The sequence below is a fragment of the Burkholderia vietnamiensis LMG 10929 genome, from assembly GCF_000959445.1.
In the GTDB taxonomy this organism is placed as follows: Bacteria; Pseudomonadota; Gammaproteobacteria; order Burkholderiales; family Burkholderiaceae; genus Burkholderia; species Burkholderia vietnamiensis.
On the sequence record NZ_CP009631.1, the window covers coordinates 2,895,201 to 2,908,667 of the forward strand.

Consider the following 13,467-nt stretch of genomic DNA (forward strand, 5'->3'; position numbering starts at 1 on the left):
CGTTCTTCGTTTGCTTCGGTTGCTTCTATCGCGTCAGGCGCTGCGCTGCTTCGCCGCGTCCATCAGTGCGGTGAAACGGTCGAACAGGTACGCGATGTCGTGCGGGCCGGGCGACGCTTCCGGGTGGCCCTGGAAGCAGAACGCCGGCTTGTCGGTCAGCTCGAAGCCCTGCAGCGTGCCGTCGAACAGCGACACGTGGGTCACGCGCGCGTTCGCGGGCAGCGAATCCGCATCGACCGCGAAGCCGTGGTTCTGCGACGTGATCACCACGCGACCGTCGCCGAGATCCTTCACCGGGTGGTTCGCGCCGTGGTGGCCCGTCTTCATCTTCAGCGTCTTCGCGCCGACCGCGAGGCCCATGATCTGATGGCCGAGGCAGATGCCGAAGGTCGGCACGCCGCGCTCGATGAATTCCCTGGCCGCCGCGATCGCGTAGTCGCACGGCTCCGGATCGCCGGGGCCGTTCGACAGGAAGATGCCGTCCGGATTCAGCGCGAGTGCGTCGGCGGCGCTCGCCTGGGCCGGCAGCACCGTCACGTGGCAGCCGCGCTCGGCGAGCATGCGCAGGATGTTGTACTTGACGCCGAAGTCATAGGCGACCACGCGGTACTTCGGCGCCTGCTGCATGCCGTAGCCGCTGCCGAGACGCCACTCGGTCTGCTTCCATTCGAACGGCTTGGCGGTCGACACGACCTTCGCGAGGTCCATGCCGGCCAGGCCGGGGAACGAGCGCGCGAGCTCGACGGCCTTTGCTTCGTCGTCCGAGCCGGCGAGGATGCAGCCGTTCTGCGCGCCCTTGTCGCGCAGGATGCGCGTCAGCTTGCGCGTATCGATGCCGGCGATCGCGACGACGCCTTCGTCGCGCAGGTAATCGCCGAGCGTGCGCTCCTTGCGGAAGTTCGAGGCGAGCGTCGGCAGATCGCGGATGATCAGCCCGGCGGCATGGACTTTCGTGGCTTCGACGTCTTCGGCGTTGACGCCGACGTTGCCGATATGCGGGTAGGTAAGCGTGACGATCTGGCGCGCGTAACTCGGATCAGTCAGGATTTCCTGATAGCCGGTAATCGCGGTGTTGAACACGACTTCACCGATCGTATGGCCTTCGGCCCCGATCGAATAACCACGAAAGACCGTGCCGTCGGCGAGTGCAAGCAAGGCGGGGGAAAAAGACGGCAACACGGGAGGCTCCTTGGGGAACACCCTGCTGCCGACCTGTCTACCCGGCCGCGCGAGCGCCGCGCTGCGTGGACGCGCGTCGGTCGCTGGCTTGACGCCCCTGGGTGGTCGACACGCGAAGCCGGCGCAGCGCGCACGAGGCTTCGCGGCATCGCCCGACAGGCGGCGTGCGGCGGATGAACGGGGTGAATGAGGTAGGCGCTAGGGTGCGAGGTTGATCAGCACAAACTTTCAAATTATAGTCCGAAAATGGCCTAATTTTCAATCGGCATGGGCGCCCGATCGTGCGCGCCGCGTGCCGCATCCATCGCCGGCCCGTGGCCTCCGCTGCTGCGGCCCCGTTTGCGCCGCCGCATCACCCTTCAGCGTACTGCCGGATCGGCCCGCTTGCCAGCACTGCGCGCGGGCCATGCGGACCACGCCGCGCTCGCGAGCTGCAGCGCGAGCAGCACGCCCCACGCCGTCGCATGCGCGCTCGCCGGATAATGGCCGTCGGTTGCCGGCCAGCGCGACAGCACGACACCGATCCCGATCTGGAACGTAAAGATCAGCACGAAGATGGCGAGCGTGAGCGTCGTATTCGCGCGGCCGATCAGATGCGCGGGGAAATGGGCGGCGAGCACCGCATAGGTCAGGATGCCGACGCCGCCGAACATCCCGTAGGCGGCCCACAACAGCGCGGGCGGCAGCGGTGCACGCGCGACGATCGCGACCTGCGTCGCCACGAACAGCGCCATCCCGACACTGCAGAACGCATGGACCGACACGCCGCGTCGCTCGAGCGCGCGCGCCGCCGCGCCGAAGCCGACACACCCCGCCATCATCGCGAAGCCCAGCACCGACACCAGCCGCGCCGCGTGCTGCGCGTCGAATCCCCCGACATCGCGCAGATACGGGCCGACCCACAGCGACTGCATCGCGTAGAACACGCCCTGCGTGACGATCGAGAACGACGAGATCTTCCAGAACGCGCGACTGGCGAGGATGTGCCACGTGCCCTTGAACTGGCTGACGAGCCCGCCCTGGTGGCGCGGCTGCGCGGTCTCGGGTGCGCCGCAGCCGATCGCGGCCGCGACGACGAGCGTCAGCGCCGCGAGCCCGCCGCAGATCGCGCGCCAGCTCGTCAGACCGAGCAGCCAGGTGAGCGGCGAACCCACCGCGACGCCGCCGAGGCCGCCGACGGCCATCACGAGCCCGTTGACGAGCGGCAGCCGGCTGACCGGGAAATGCTGCGCGAGCGCCTTGAAGGCCGCACCGAGACACACCGACACGCCGACGCCGATCAGCAGCCGGCCGACCATCATCGTACCCAGACCATGCGCTGTGCCGAACACGGCCGCGCCGGCGGCCGCGAACAGCAACATCCCGGCCGCCACGCGGCGCGGGCCGAAATGGTCGAGCAGCACGCCGGCCGGAACCTGCGCGCCGGCGAAGCCGAGAAAATAGAGACTGGTGAGCAGCCCGAGATCGGCCGCCGACAGCCCGAGCTCGTGCGTGACGAACGGCGCGAAGCCGAGATTGACGCCGCGAAACACGTACGACACGAAATAGCCGAGCGCAAACAGCGCGAGCACCCTGATCTGCACCGCCGACATCGCCCTCTCCTCGCAACCGGTTGCCGCGGGTTGCCGCGGGTTGCCGCGCGAAGCGTTCGCCCGCCGCCGCGCACAAACGAAAACGCCGTCACCTCGGTGACGGCGTCGCTTCGTGTCGGATCGTCGCGCAATCGCGCCGCCCGACCGGGCCAGCGCGCTGCGCGCGCGGCCGCGTGGGTTACTTCTTCTTGCCCTTGTGCGCGGCGGCCTTCGGCGCTGCCTTCGCGGGCGCCGCCTTCGCCGCATGCGCAGCTGGCTTCGCCGCGGCATGCTTGCCGCCGCGCGACTTGCCGCCCACCGACAGGCTCGCGCGCTCGATGTGCGCACCGGCCGCCGACGTCGCGATCCGCTCCGGGCCCGGCTCGGCCGGCACCGCGCGGCCGACCGGCACGTGCAGCACCAGCGCCTGACCCGGCATCGCGATGTCGCGATGCGTGCGGTTCCACGCCTTCAGCTGGCCGACCGACACGCCGTAGCGGCCGGCGAGCGCGGCCATCGACTGCTTGCGGCGCACGCGGATCAGCATCTTGCGCGTGTCGGGCACGTCGGGTTCCATCGCCAGCACGCCGTTCTCGGCGACGTCGGCGCTGATGTCCTCGTCATCGTCGTCGCCGCGCGGCACGACGATCGTCGAGCCCGGCTTCAGGCGCATGCCGGCCGGAATCTTGTTGACCGACATCAGCGTATCGGGGTCGACGCCGATCTTCTCGGCGATCGCAGCCGGCCGCGCGCGTTCGCTGACCGTATAGGTGGTCCACGACGACAGCTGACCGTTGTACGCCTTCAGGCTCTTCTCGAACGCCGCCGCGTTGTCGAACGGCAGCAGGATCTGCGGCTCGGTCGCGCCGAGAATGACCGGCTTCGAGAACGACGGGTTCAGCGAGCGAAATTCGTCGAGCGACAGATTGGCGAGCTTGGCGGCCACCGCCACGTCGATGTCGCGCGACGTGGTGACGGTCACGAAGTACGGGTGGTTCGGAATGTCCGGCAGCGCCAAACCGAATTGCTGCGGATTGGCGATAATGTTCTTCACCGCCTGCAGCTTCGGCACGTAGTTGCGCGTCTCGTTCGGCATCCGCAGGTTCTGGTAATCGGTCGGCAGGCCGGCCGCCTGGTTGCGCGCGATCGCGCGCTGCACGTTGCCCTCGCCCCAGTTGTATGCGGCCAACGCCAGATACCAGTCGCCGAACATGTCGTGCAGGCGCGACAGGTAATCGAGCGCGGCGCTCGTCGACGCCAGCACGTCGCGGCGCTCGTCCTGCCACATGTTGCGCTTCAGGTTGTACGTGCGGCCCGTGCCCGGCATGAACTGCCACATGCCGGCCGCCTTCGCGACCGACAGCGCCTGCGGGTTGTAGGCGGATTCGATGAACGGCAGCAGCGCGAGCTCGGTCGGCATGTGGCGCGCCTCAAGTTCCTCGACGATGTGATACAGATATTTCTGCGAGCGCTCGGTCATGCGCTGCACGTAATCGGGACGCTGCGTGTACCAGGTCGTCTGCATGTCGACGAGGTCGCTCTGCAGGTCCGGCATCTGGAAGCCGCGGCGAATGCGCGCCCACAGGTCGGAATCCGCACTGGTCAGATCGCCGACGGACTGCTTGTCGACGTCGACGGTTTCTTTCGCGGTGGCTGATTTACGGAGGTAATTGGACGCCGCCTGCGAATCGGCGGCGTTGTTGGCGACAGGACCCTGGCTCGCGCATGCGGCGAGCAGCAGGACCACCATCGCACTCAATATAAGTCGCATGAAAATCTCGGCTTCCGACGGCTGGAAATTGCAGGCGATACTACGGAAGTGCGTGCTTCACGTCAATAAAAACACCGAAAACTCAGCGAAATCCTACGTTTGGGGCAATTTTTACAGGTAGCGCCTGAGGTACGGAGTCCTCCCGATTGCGTCATCGGAAGCGGTTTTTCCATTCGCGCATCAGCGTGAATGCCGCCAACCGGTCGGGCACCGTTTCGTGCAACTCGGCCTCGAGCGTCGCGTGGATCGCCGCGCTGTCCGCGCGCAGGAACGGGTTCACCGCGCGCTCGTGCGCGATCGTGGTCGGCAGCGTCGGCATCCCGCGCGCGCGCAGCGCCTGCGCGTCGTCGCGCCACGCGGCGAGCGCCGCATTGCCGGGCTCGCACGCGAGCGCGAAGCGGATGTTCGACAGCGTGTATTCGTGTGCACAATGCACGCGCGTGTCGCCGGGCAGCGCCGCGAGCGCATCCAGCGACGCGAGCATCTGCGCGGGCGTGCCTTCGAACAGGCGGCCGCAGCCGCACGAGAACAGCGTGTCGCCGCAAAACACGTGAGGGATGGCGGCGCCGTGGCCGGCCGCCTGGAAATACGCGATGTGGCCGCGCGTGTGACCCGGCACGTCGAGCACGTCGAACGCGAGCGCCGGCGCGTCGAGCGTCACGCGAGCGCCGCCGGCCAGCGGCCGCGTCACGACGCCGATCGCCTCGGCGGCCGGGCCGTATACGACGAGCGGCGCATCGTCCGGCTGGCTATCGCGCAGGGCGGCGACACCGCCGACATGGTCGGCGTGATGGTGGGTGAGTAGAATAGCGGTCAACCGCCAGCCGCGTTCCGCCAGAACGCGGCGTACCGGCGCGGCTTCACCCGGATCGACGGCGATCGCATCGCGGCCGTCCGACACGAGCCAGATGTAGTTGTCTTCGAATGCCGGCACCGGCACGTATTCCAGCTCGTTCATGGGCGCGCAATCATCGTTATGTCCGATCCTCAAATTATAGACTGGCCCGCCTGGACCGACTCGCCGCCCGGCCGCTACGTGCTGGGCTGGGAGCAGGCGCAGCTCGACCGGATCGTGTCCGACGTGTTCGGGTTTCACGCGCTGCAGCTCGGGCTGCCGCAGCTCGATGCCTTGCGCGAGAACCGCATGCCGTATCGCGGCCTCGTGCTCGATCCCGCCAGCGGCGCGAGCGCGCCCTACCAGTATCCGTGGGCGCGCGAGGCATCCGCCCCCGAGCATGCGCCGGCCGAGCGCAGCACCACGTGGTGCGACCTGCTCGACCTGCCGTTCGAGTCGCAGAGCGTCGACCTGATCGTGATGCCGCACACGCTCGAGTTCACGTCCGACCCGCACCGGCTGCTGCGCGAGGCCGAACGCGTGCTGATGCCCGAAGGGCAGCTGGTGATCACCGGCTTCAACTCACTGAGCCTGTGGGGCATGCGGCAATCGTTCGGGCGCATGGCGAACCGCCCGTTCGTGCCGGCCGCGCGCGACCAGATCGCGTTCATTCGGCTCAAGGACTGGATCAAGCTGCTCGGCTTCGATCTCGAGCGCGGCCGCTTCGGCTGCTACCGGCCGCCGCTCGTCACCGACAAGTGGCTGGCCCGCTACGGCTTCATGGAAGCCGCCGGCGACCGCTGGTGGCCGATCTTCGGCGCCGTCTACATGGTCACGGCCGTCAAGCGCGTGCGCGGCATGCGCCTGATCGGCCCGATCAAGATGAAAAAGCCGGTGCTCGCGCCGGGCCTCACGCCGGCGGCCACCCCGACCACCCATCAAGAACATTCATGACCATCGACACCATCGACATCTATACCGACGGCGCCTGCAAGGGCAACCCCGGCCCCGGCGGCTGGGGCGCACTGCTGCGCTACGGCGACCGCGAAAAGGAGCTGTTCGGCGGCGAGCCGAACACGACCAACAACCGGATGGAGCTGATGGGCGTGATCGCCGCGCTCGAGGCGCTGAAGCGCCCGTGCCGCGTGATCGTCCATACCGACTCGCAGTACGTGCAGAAAGGCATCAGCGAGTGGATCCACGGCTGGAAGAAAAAAGGTTGGGTCACCGCGGCCAAGACCCCGGTGAAGAACGCCGATCTCTGGAAGCGGCTCGACGCGCTCGTCGCGCAGCACGAGATCGAGTGGCGCTGGGTGAAAGGCCACGCGGGCCATCCCGAAAACGAACGCGCTGACGCGCTCGCGAATCGCGGCGTCGAATCCCTCGCGGCCTGAACGCCGGCCGCCCTACCGTCTTTCCCGATTTATCCGACATGCGCCAGATCATTCTCGATACCGAAACCACCGGCCTCAATCCCCGCTCGGGCGATCGCCTGATCGAAATCGGCTGCGTGGAGCTGCTGAACCGGCGGCTCACCGGCAACAACCTGCACATCTACGTGAACCCCGAGCGCGACAGCGATCCGGGCGCGCTGGCCGTGCACGGGCTGACCACCGAGTTTCTGAGCGACAAGCCGAAGTTCGCGGAAGTCGCCGACCAGATCCGCGACTTCGTGAAGGGCGCGGAACTGATCATCCACAACGCACCGTTCGACCTCGGGTTCCTCGATGCCGAATTCGCGCGGCTCGGCCTGCCGCCGTTCATCGAGCATTGCGACGGCGTGATCGACACGCTGGCAGAGGCCAAGCAGATGTTCCCCGGCAAGCGCAATTCGCTCGACGCGCTGTGCGACCGGTTCGGCATCAGCAACGCGCACCGCACGCTGCACGGCGCACTGCTTGACTCGGAGCTGCTCGCCGAGGTCTATCTCGCGATGACGCGCGGCCAGGACAGCCTCGTGATCGACATGCTCGACGACCCAGGCGCCGACGGCGGCACGGCGAACGGCCAGCGCATCTCGCTCGCGTCGCTCGACCTGCCGGTCGTCGCGGCCAGCGACGACGAGCTCGCCGCGCACCAGGCGCAGCTCGACGAGTTGGACAAGTCGGTCAAGGGCACCTGCGTCTGGCGCACGTCCGCCGAAGTGGACGCCGTCGAAGCGGCCTGACGCATCCGACCGCTCCGCTGCACTGCACCCGCGCCTACGCGCGCGGCTGCAGCGCGATCATCGCCATCCCGCCGAGCGCGAGCGCCGCGCCGGCCGCGTCCCAGCGGGTCAGCGCGACGCCGTCGACGACCCGCAGCCACAGCAGCGCCACGCCGATATACACGCCGCCATACGCCGCGTAGGTGCGCCCCGCCGCGCTCGGATGCAGCGTCAGCAGCCACGCGAACAGCGCGAGCGACAGCGCTGCGGGCACCAGCAGCCACACGGGCCGCCCGCCTTTCAGCACGAGCCACGGCAGGTAGCAGCCCACGATTTCGGCCACCGCGGTAACGGCGAACAATGCCGCGATCCTGATCAGTTCGGTCATCCGGTTCCTCTTGGAATGAGCGTCCGTCGCGCAGGGTCCGCGAGGGCCCCGCGACGGCATGCCCGGCGCGGCCCATCATACCCGCGCGAGCCGCGCCGGAACCTCCGTGGGACGGGCGATTCCCGGCAATTTGCACGATCGTCTGTCATCGTGCTATCATGTCGCCTGTTTCAACCTCGAATCTCTTTCTTTTTTCGATCTCGATCGAATGCCGCCCGCGCCTGCAGGCCGGCGCTCCGATCGACATTGCATCCACAGGAAAGCCCGCCCGACAGGCCCGCTTTTCTCGTTTCGTTGCCCTTCCGGGGCACTTGCCGGAGCGCCGGACTTTCGTCCGCACCGGTATCCGCCGCCTGCATCACGCGGCCCATTCTTCATGAGCGCACCGTCGCGGCGGCCCATCGGGCCCGCGTCGAAGCAGTCCCTTGCGGCTCTTTACCGCCATTCGCGCAGTAAGTGCTCAAAGGCCTGCCCCGACGCGCTGCACACGACCTCGCGCTTGCCGGCAAACCGTGTCGGACGGCCATCCGTTCCGGCGCAGTCAAAGGAGTGCATGACCTTGACCGCAACACACGTCAGCCCGATCGCTGCTTCCCCTTCCCCGTCGTCCGGCGAGGCCCCGCTCGCCGCGGACGACATCACCGTCGTCGACCAGAGCCTGCTCAAGCGCGCCGTCAGCGCAATGGCCATCGGCAATGCGATGGAATGGTTCGACTTCGGCGTCTACAGCTACATCGCCGTCACGCTCGGCAAGGTGTTCTTCCCGTCGAGCAGCCCGTCCGCGCAGCTGCTCGCCACCTTCGGCACGTTCGCGGCCGCGTTCGTCGTGCGCCCGCTCGGCGGCATGGTGTTCGGCCCGCTCGGCGACCGCATCGGCCGCCAGCGCGTGCTCGCCGCCACCATGATCATGATGGCCGTCGGCACCTTCGCGATCGGCCTGATCCCCAGCTACGCGTCGATCGGCATCATGGCGCCCGTGCTGCTGCTCGTCGCCCGCCTCGTGCAGGGCTTCTCCACCGGCGGCGAATACGGCGGCGCCGCCACCTTCATCGCCGAGTTCTCGACCGACAAGCGCCGCGGCTTCATGGGCAGCTTCCTCGAGTTCGGCACGCTGATCGGCTATGTGATGGGCGCCGGCGTCGTCGCGCTGCTGACCGCGTCGCTGTCGGAGGACGCGCTGCTGTCGTGGGGCTGGCGCGTGCCGTTCCTGATCGCAGGGCCGCTCGGCCTGATCGGGCTGTACATCCGGATGAAGCTCGAGGAGACGCCGGCGTTCAAGCGTCAGGCCGAAGCGCGCGAAGCGCAGGACAAGGCCGTGCCGAAGACGCGCTTTCGCGAAACGCTGTTCGCCAACTGGCGCGCGCTCCTGCTCTGCGTCGGCCTCGTGCTGATCTTCAACGTGACCGATTACATGGTGCTGTCGTACCTGCCGAGCTTCATGTCGTCCACGCTGCACTTCGACGAGTCGCACAGCCTCGTGCTGGTGCTGATCGTGATGGTGCTGATGATGCCGCTCACGCTCGCGGCCGGCCGCCTGTCGGACCGCATCGGCCGCAAGCCGGTCATGCTGGCCGGCTGCGTGGGCCTGCTCGCGCTGTCGATCCCGTCGATGATGCTGATCCATGCGGGCACCACCGCGTCGGTGTTCGGCGGCCTGCTGATCCTCGGCGTGCTGCTGTCGTGCTTCACCGGCGTGATGCCGTCGGCGCTGCCCGCGCTGTTCCCGACGGAGATCCGCTACGGCGCGCTCGCGATCGGCTTCAACGTGTCGGTGTCGCTGTTCGGCGGCACGACGCCGCTGGTGACGGCCTGGCTCGTCGACGTGACGCAAAACCTGATGATGCCCGCCTATTACATGATGGGCGCCGCCGTGATCGGCATCGTGTCGGTCGTCGCGCTCGCCGAGACCGCGCGTCAGCCGCTCAAGGGCTCGCCGCCGGCCGTCGCGACGCACCGCGAAGCACACCAGCTGGTGCGCCAGCTGCGCGACGAGGACGAAGCCGAAATCTACGGCGTCGTGTCGGCCGCACGCGCCTGAGTGCTCAACAAGCGCCCAATGAGCGCCCAATAAAAACCCCGGCAATAGCCGGGGCCAGATCTACTCCGATTCGCCCGACCGGCGCCTGCCGGCCGGGCGTTCCTTTATTCGTTCGCCGAAGCGGCGTTCAGGCGTGCGCTTCGCATTCGCGGCAGAAGATCAGCGCACGCGAGCGCGACACAGCAGCCTGGGCACCGCGCGCCGCGACGATCAGGCCGACCTGGCCGAGATTGAAATCGCGCTCGACCATCAGCTGCGTCAGCGCGGCGAGCGGCAACACGACGGACGGGTGGTACAGGCTCGATTCGATCAGGGCTCTCATCTTCGGCTCCATCAGACAACGCATATTCGATGGAGTGAATTCTAGGGATCACCCTGATCCCGATAAACGGCACATTTGCGAAGTCACTTGTTGCCGCCGGTGAACAATCGGCCACGCCCTTGGCTGGTGCGGCTGACGGCGTCGTCCGGGGGCCTGTGGGGGCGGCTGTGTCGGGGTTGCGCGAACGCGCCGGGTAGCCGCGCCGTGGGTCGGCCAACGCGCTGGGCTATCGCACGGCCGTCGGCGAACCACGCGGTTCGGCCGTGCGGGACGCCCGCACCGCACCGCACCGCACCGCACCGCACCGCACCGCGCAGCGCAGCGCGGCGCAGCGCGAAGCGGTGCGGCGCAAGCGGATCGCGGAGCCTCCCCGCGCTCGCTCGCGTACCGGCGCGATGCGCCGCCGCGTTCAATCGAGCGGCGTTTCGACGAAGGCGGGAAGCTGCTCGGCCCGCGCCGAATGCGCAGCGAGCGCCGGATAACGGGCCGGATCGATCCGCGCGAGCGGCGCATATTCGGCGGTCATGAACTGCGTGAAGCGCCACGCGACGGCCACCGTCACGTCGGACTGCAGCAGCCGCGCGCCGCCGAGCCAGCCGTTGGCGGCCGCCACCAGCGGCTCGAGTTCGCCGTACGCGGCCTCGAGCTGGCCCAGCACGCGCTCGAGCCACGGCGCGTGCTGCTTGTCGGCCGGCCGCAGCGCCTGTTCGTAGATGACCTGCACCGTCTTCTCGGCCGCGGCCAGCGCGAAGCCGACCGGCACGAGCGCGCGCAACCGCGCGTCAACGGCCTCGGGCAACAGGCGCCGCTCCGGCGCGACGAGATGGTCGAGGTAGTCGACGATCAGCGAGGAATCGATCAGCGTGACTCCATCGTCGGTCACGAGCGTCGGCGCCTTCACGACCGGATTGATCTCGCGGAACCGGTCGAAATGGCGAAACACCGAAACCGACTCGTGCTCGAACGGCAGGTCCAGCAGCTTCGCCGAAATGGCGACACGGCGCACGAACGGGGAATCCAGCATACCGATCAGCTTCATTGCAAACGCTCCGAGTGACAAACCAGGGCCATCGACTGTAGCAGCGACGCAGGCGGCCGCCTAGCGACGCGCGGCCCCCCGCGCGATTGATGCGCATCACCCGGTCACGCATCGGACACCCGCGGCGCGTCCGGAATGACCATAATGCAGATTCACGCCCCTTCCGCGTCAAGGTCTCCCATGTGGTACGCCGTCGTCGAACAGCAGCGGGAATGGATGCGCGCCTGGCGCGCGGCGACGCGTCACGCGTTCGACGTGTGGCCGGCCGCGACGCTGCCGCACAGCGCGTCCACGTGTTACGACGACCTGTTCGAGCCGCTGCTCGGCCCGGCCGCCGGCCCGCCGCGCTTCGAGCTGCGCGAGCCGGGCATCGACGAGCGGATCGTCGCGCACACGCCGTTCTGCCAGTTGCGACGCTTCGCGCAAGCCGGCACGCGCCGCACCGTGCTGTTGTGCGCGCCGCTCGCCGGGCACGCGGCCGTGATGATGCGCGAAACGGTCGAGGCGCTGCTCGCGGACGGCGACGTCTGCGTGACCGACTGGGTCAATGCGCGCGACGTCCCGCTCGCCGCGGGCCGCTTCGGGCTCGACGAGTACGTGGCGACGCTCGACGGCTTCGTCGACGCGCTCGCGAGCGACGCCCGGCCGCTGCACGTCGTCGCCGTATGCCAGGCGACGGTGCCCGCGCTCGGCGCGCTCGCGCTGCGCGCCGCGCGCGGCCTGCCGCCGCCCGCGAGCATCACGCTGATCGGCGGCCCAATCGACGCGCGCGTCAATCCGAGCGCGCTCGGCACGACGGCCGCGTCGCATTCGCTCGCGTGGTGCCGCCGTCATCTGATCGATATCGTGCCGCCATGCTTCCCCGGCCACGGCCGTCACGTGTTCCCAACCTATCTTCAGCAGGGCGAAATCGCACTGCTGTATCCGCAGCGTTTCATGTCGTTGATCGAAAACTACGCGCGCGCCGCATCGCGCGTCGACATGGCGGCGCTGGCCGACGCACGGCGCGCCCTGCGCGAGTACACGGCGCTGCTCGACATGCCGGCCGAGTATTTTCTGGATACCGTCGACATCGTGTTCCAGCGGATGTGCCTCGCCAACGGCACGTGGGACGTGGGCGGCCGGCGCGTCGAGCCGGCCGTGCTGCGCGGCGTCATGCTGCTGACCGTCGAAGGCCGCTGCGACGCGGTCACCGGCGCCGGGCAGACCCATGCGGCGCTCGACATGTGCGGCGGGCTGACGGCCGGCGAGCGTCATCGCGTCGATGTCGACGAGTGCGATCACTACGGCCTCTTCACTGGCGACCATTGGCACGCCGACGTCCACCCGGCGCTGCAGCGGATGTTCGCGCAGGCCGAAGCCGAACGCCCGCGGCCGCGCCGGCGCCGCATCAGGCGGGGCTGATCCCGTCGTGCCGGACGCGTGCCGCGTCGAGCAGCGCGCGCACCTCGTCGTCGCCGACCTGGTCGAAATCCGCATAGAACTGGCCGATGCCGAAGAACCGCGCGGGCTGCAACACCGTGACGAACGCGTCGGCCACGTCGTCGAACATATGCGCGGCACCGGCCGGCGCGACGGGCACGGCAGCCACGATGCGCGCGGGACGGCGCGCGCGCAGTGCCTGCAGCGCGACGCGCATCGAGGCGCCGGTCGCGACGCCGTCGTCGACGACGATCACGACACGCCCTTCGACCGGCAGCGGCGGCCGCGCGCCGCGATACAGCGCGTCGCGGCGCTGCAGCTCGGCGGCTTCACGCGCGATCACGTCGGCCAGTTGGTCGCGCGTCACGCCCATCGCGCGAATCGCCGCATGCCGCAGATGAATCGCGCCGCCCGTCGCGAGCGCGCCGATCGCGAGCTCCGGATCGGACGGCATGCCGAGCTTGCGCACGATCAGCAGGTCGAGCGGCGCGCGCAGCGCCTGCGCGACGGGGAACGCCACCGGCACACCGCCGCGCGGCAGCGCGAGGACGACGACGTCGCGACGGTCCGCATAGCCGTGGAGCGCATGCGCGAGCCGGCGCCCGGCGTCGGCGCGATCGGTGAAACATTCGGGCAGGTTCGGGGCCATGCTGTCGCGGCGCGGTTGTGGGGCTTCGGGGCGGGATGCGTGATGAAAGATGCGGGACATGCGGTACGCGCTACCGCGATCGATGCCGAGCCGCACCTGCGCCCGTT

General features: G+C 68.7%; 13 protein-coding genes. 5 read left to right on the top strand and 8 right to left on the bottom strand.

Annotated features, from left to right (window positions below; all coding sequences use genetic code 11):
• Positions 1-33 precede the first annotated feature (33 nt).
• The 4 genes from carA to gloB form a co-directional block, all read right to left on the bottom strand.
• Positions 34-1,179, bottom strand: coding sequence for a glutamine-hydrolyzing carbamoyl-phosphate synthase small subunit (gene carA / locus AK36_RS23010; RefSeq protein WP_011884273.1), 1,146 nt, complete (start codon positions 1,177-1,179; stop codon positions 34-36).
• Between the two features lie 359 nt (positions 1,180-1,538).
• Positions 1,539-2,771: an MFS transporter gene (locus AK36_RS23015; RefSeq protein ID WP_045579269.1), complete on the bottom strand. Its 1,233-nt coding sequence runs from the start codon at positions 2,769-2,771 to the stop codon at positions 1,539-1,541.
• Between the two features lie 178 nt (positions 2,772-2,949).
• Positions 2,950-4,521, bottom strand: a complete 1,572-nt coding sequence (locus AK36_RS23020; protein WP_011884271.1) for a transglycosylase SLT domain-containing protein — start codon at positions 4,519-4,521, stop codon at positions 2,950-2,952.
• Positions 4,522-4,672: 151 nt separating this feature from the next.
• Positions 4,673-5,479, bottom strand: a complete 807-nt coding sequence (gloB, locus tag AK36_RS23025; RefSeq protein WP_011884270.1) for a hydroxyacylglutathione hydrolase — start codon at positions 5,477-5,479, stop codon at positions 4,673-4,675.
• A gap of 18 nt (positions 5,480-5,497) precedes the next feature.
• On the opposite strand from gloB, the gene AK36_RS23030 reads away from it, so the two are divergent.
• Genes AK36_RS23030 through dnaQ form a run of 3 tightly spaced genes read left to right on the top strand, consistent with a single transcriptional unit; the run spans position 5,498 to position 7,523 of the window.
• Complete coding sequence (locus tag AK36_RS23030; RefSeq protein ID WP_011884269.1) at positions 5,498-6,310, top strand: class I SAM-dependent methyltransferase; 813 nt, start codon at positions 5,498-5,500, stop codon at positions 6,308-6,310.
• A complete protein-coding gene (gene rnhA / locus AK36_RS23035; RefSeq protein WP_011884268.1) occupies positions 6,307-6,750 on the top strand; it encodes a ribonuclease HI in 444 nt (147 codons plus the stop codon). Before AK36_RS23030 ends, rnhA begins: the two co-directional genes overlap by 4 nt.
• A gap of 38 nt (positions 6,751-6,788) precedes the next feature.
• Positions 6,789-7,523, top strand: coding sequence for a DNA polymerase III subunit epsilon (gene dnaQ, locus AK36_RS23040; RefSeq protein WP_014722808.1), 735 nt, complete (start codon positions 6,789-6,791; stop codon positions 7,521-7,523).
• Positions 7,524-7,557: 34 nt separating this feature from the next.
• On the opposite strand, the gene AK36_RS23045 is transcribed toward dnaQ, so the two are convergent.
• Entirely contained in the window at positions 7,558-7,890 is a 333-nt protein-coding gene (locus tag AK36_RS23045) for a YnfA family protein (protein ID WP_011884266.1), read from the bottom strand.
• Between the two features lie 553 nt (positions 7,891-8,443).
• Between AK36_RS23045 and proP the strand changes: the two genes are divergently transcribed.
• Positions 8,444-9,928, top strand: coding sequence for a glycine betaine/L-proline transporter ProP (gene proP / locus AK36_RS23050; protein WP_011884265.1), 1,485 nt, complete (start codon positions 8,444-8,446; stop codon positions 9,926-9,928).
• Positions 9,929-10,055: 127 nt separating this feature from the next.
• Here the strand turns inward: proP and AK36_RS23055 are convergent, their stop codons facing one another.
• Together AK36_RS23055 and AK36_RS23060 are read right to left on the bottom strand one after the other, a co-directional pair.
• Complete coding sequence (locus AK36_RS23055) at positions 10,056-10,262, bottom strand: hypothetical protein (protein WP_014722807.1); 207 nt, start codon at positions 10,260-10,262, stop codon at positions 10,056-10,058.
• Positions 10,263-10,659: 397 nt separating this feature from the next.
• Positions 10,660-11,289 carry a glutathione S-transferase family protein gene (locus AK36_RS23060; protein ID WP_011884263.1) on the bottom strand — a complete coding sequence of 210 codons (630 nt, stop codon included), beginning with the start codon at positions 11,287-11,289 and terminating at the stop codon, positions 10,660-10,662.
• 180 nt (positions 11,290-11,469) lie between these two features.
• Between AK36_RS23060 and phaZ the strand changes: the two genes are divergently transcribed.
• The gene (gene phaZ, locus AK36_RS23065; protein ID WP_043290951.1) at positions 11,470-12,693 is read left to right on the top strand and encodes a polyhydroxyalkanoate depolymerase; all 1,224 of its coding nucleotides are present in this window, start codon (positions 11,470-11,472) and stop codon (positions 12,691-12,693) included.
• Here phaZ and AK36_RS23070 read toward each other — a convergent pair.
• Positions 12,680-13,360, bottom strand: coding sequence for a phosphoribosyltransferase (locus tag AK36_RS23070; protein ID WP_014722805.1), 681 nt, complete (start codon positions 13,358-13,360; stop codon positions 12,680-12,682). The two genes, phaZ and AK36_RS23070, sit on opposite strands and share 14 nt — an antisense overlap.
• Between the last annotated feature and the right edge of the window lie 107 nt (positions 13,361-13,467).

Bases quoted from the DNA above. Each gene is read 5' to 3' on its own strand.
- AK36_RS23015 (WP_045579269.1), bottom strand. From the start codon at position 2,771: ATGTCGGCGGTGCAGATCAGGGTGCTCGCGCTGTTTGCGCTCGGCTAT.
- AK36_RS23020 (WP_011884271.1), bottom strand. From the start codon at position 4,521: ATGCGACTTATATTGAGTGCGATGGTGGTCCTGCTGCTCGCCGCATGC.
- gloB (WP_011884270.1), bottom strand. From the start codon at position 5,479: ATGAACGAGCTGGAATACGTGCCGGTGCCGGCATTCGAAGACAACTAC.
- AK36_RS23030 (WP_011884269.1), top strand. From the start codon at position 5,498: ATGTCCGATCCTCAAATTATAGACTGGCCCGCCTGGACCGACTCGCCG.
- rnhA (WP_011884268.1), top strand. From the start codon at position 6,307: ATGACCATCGACACCATCGACATCTATACCGACGGCGCCTGCAAGGGC.
- dnaQ (WP_014722808.1), top strand. From the start codon at position 6,789: ATGCGCCAGATCATTCTCGATACCGAAACCACCGGCCTCAATCCCCGC.
- AK36_RS23045 (WP_011884266.1), bottom strand. From the start codon at position 7,890: ATGACCGAACTGATCAGGATCGCGGCATTGTTCGCCGTTACCGCGGTG.
- proP (WP_011884265.1), top strand. From the start codon at position 8,444: ATGACCTTGACCGCAACACACGTCAGCCCGATCGCTGCTTCCCCTTCC.
- AK36_RS23055 (WP_014722807.1), bottom strand. From the start codon at position 10,262: ATGGAGCCGAAGATGAGAGCCCTGATCGAATCGAGCCTGTACCACCCG.
- AK36_RS23060 (WP_011884263.1), bottom strand. From the start codon at position 11,289: ATGAAGCTGATCGGTATGCTGGATTCCCCGTTCGTGCGCCGTGTCGCC.
- phaZ (WP_043290951.1), top strand. From the start codon at position 11,470: ATGTGGTACGCCGTCGTCGAACAGCAGCGGGAATGGATGCGCGCCTGG.
- AK36_RS23070 (WP_014722805.1), bottom strand. From the start codon at position 13,360: ATGGCCCCGAACCTGCCCGAATGTTTCACCGATCGCGCCGACGCCGGG.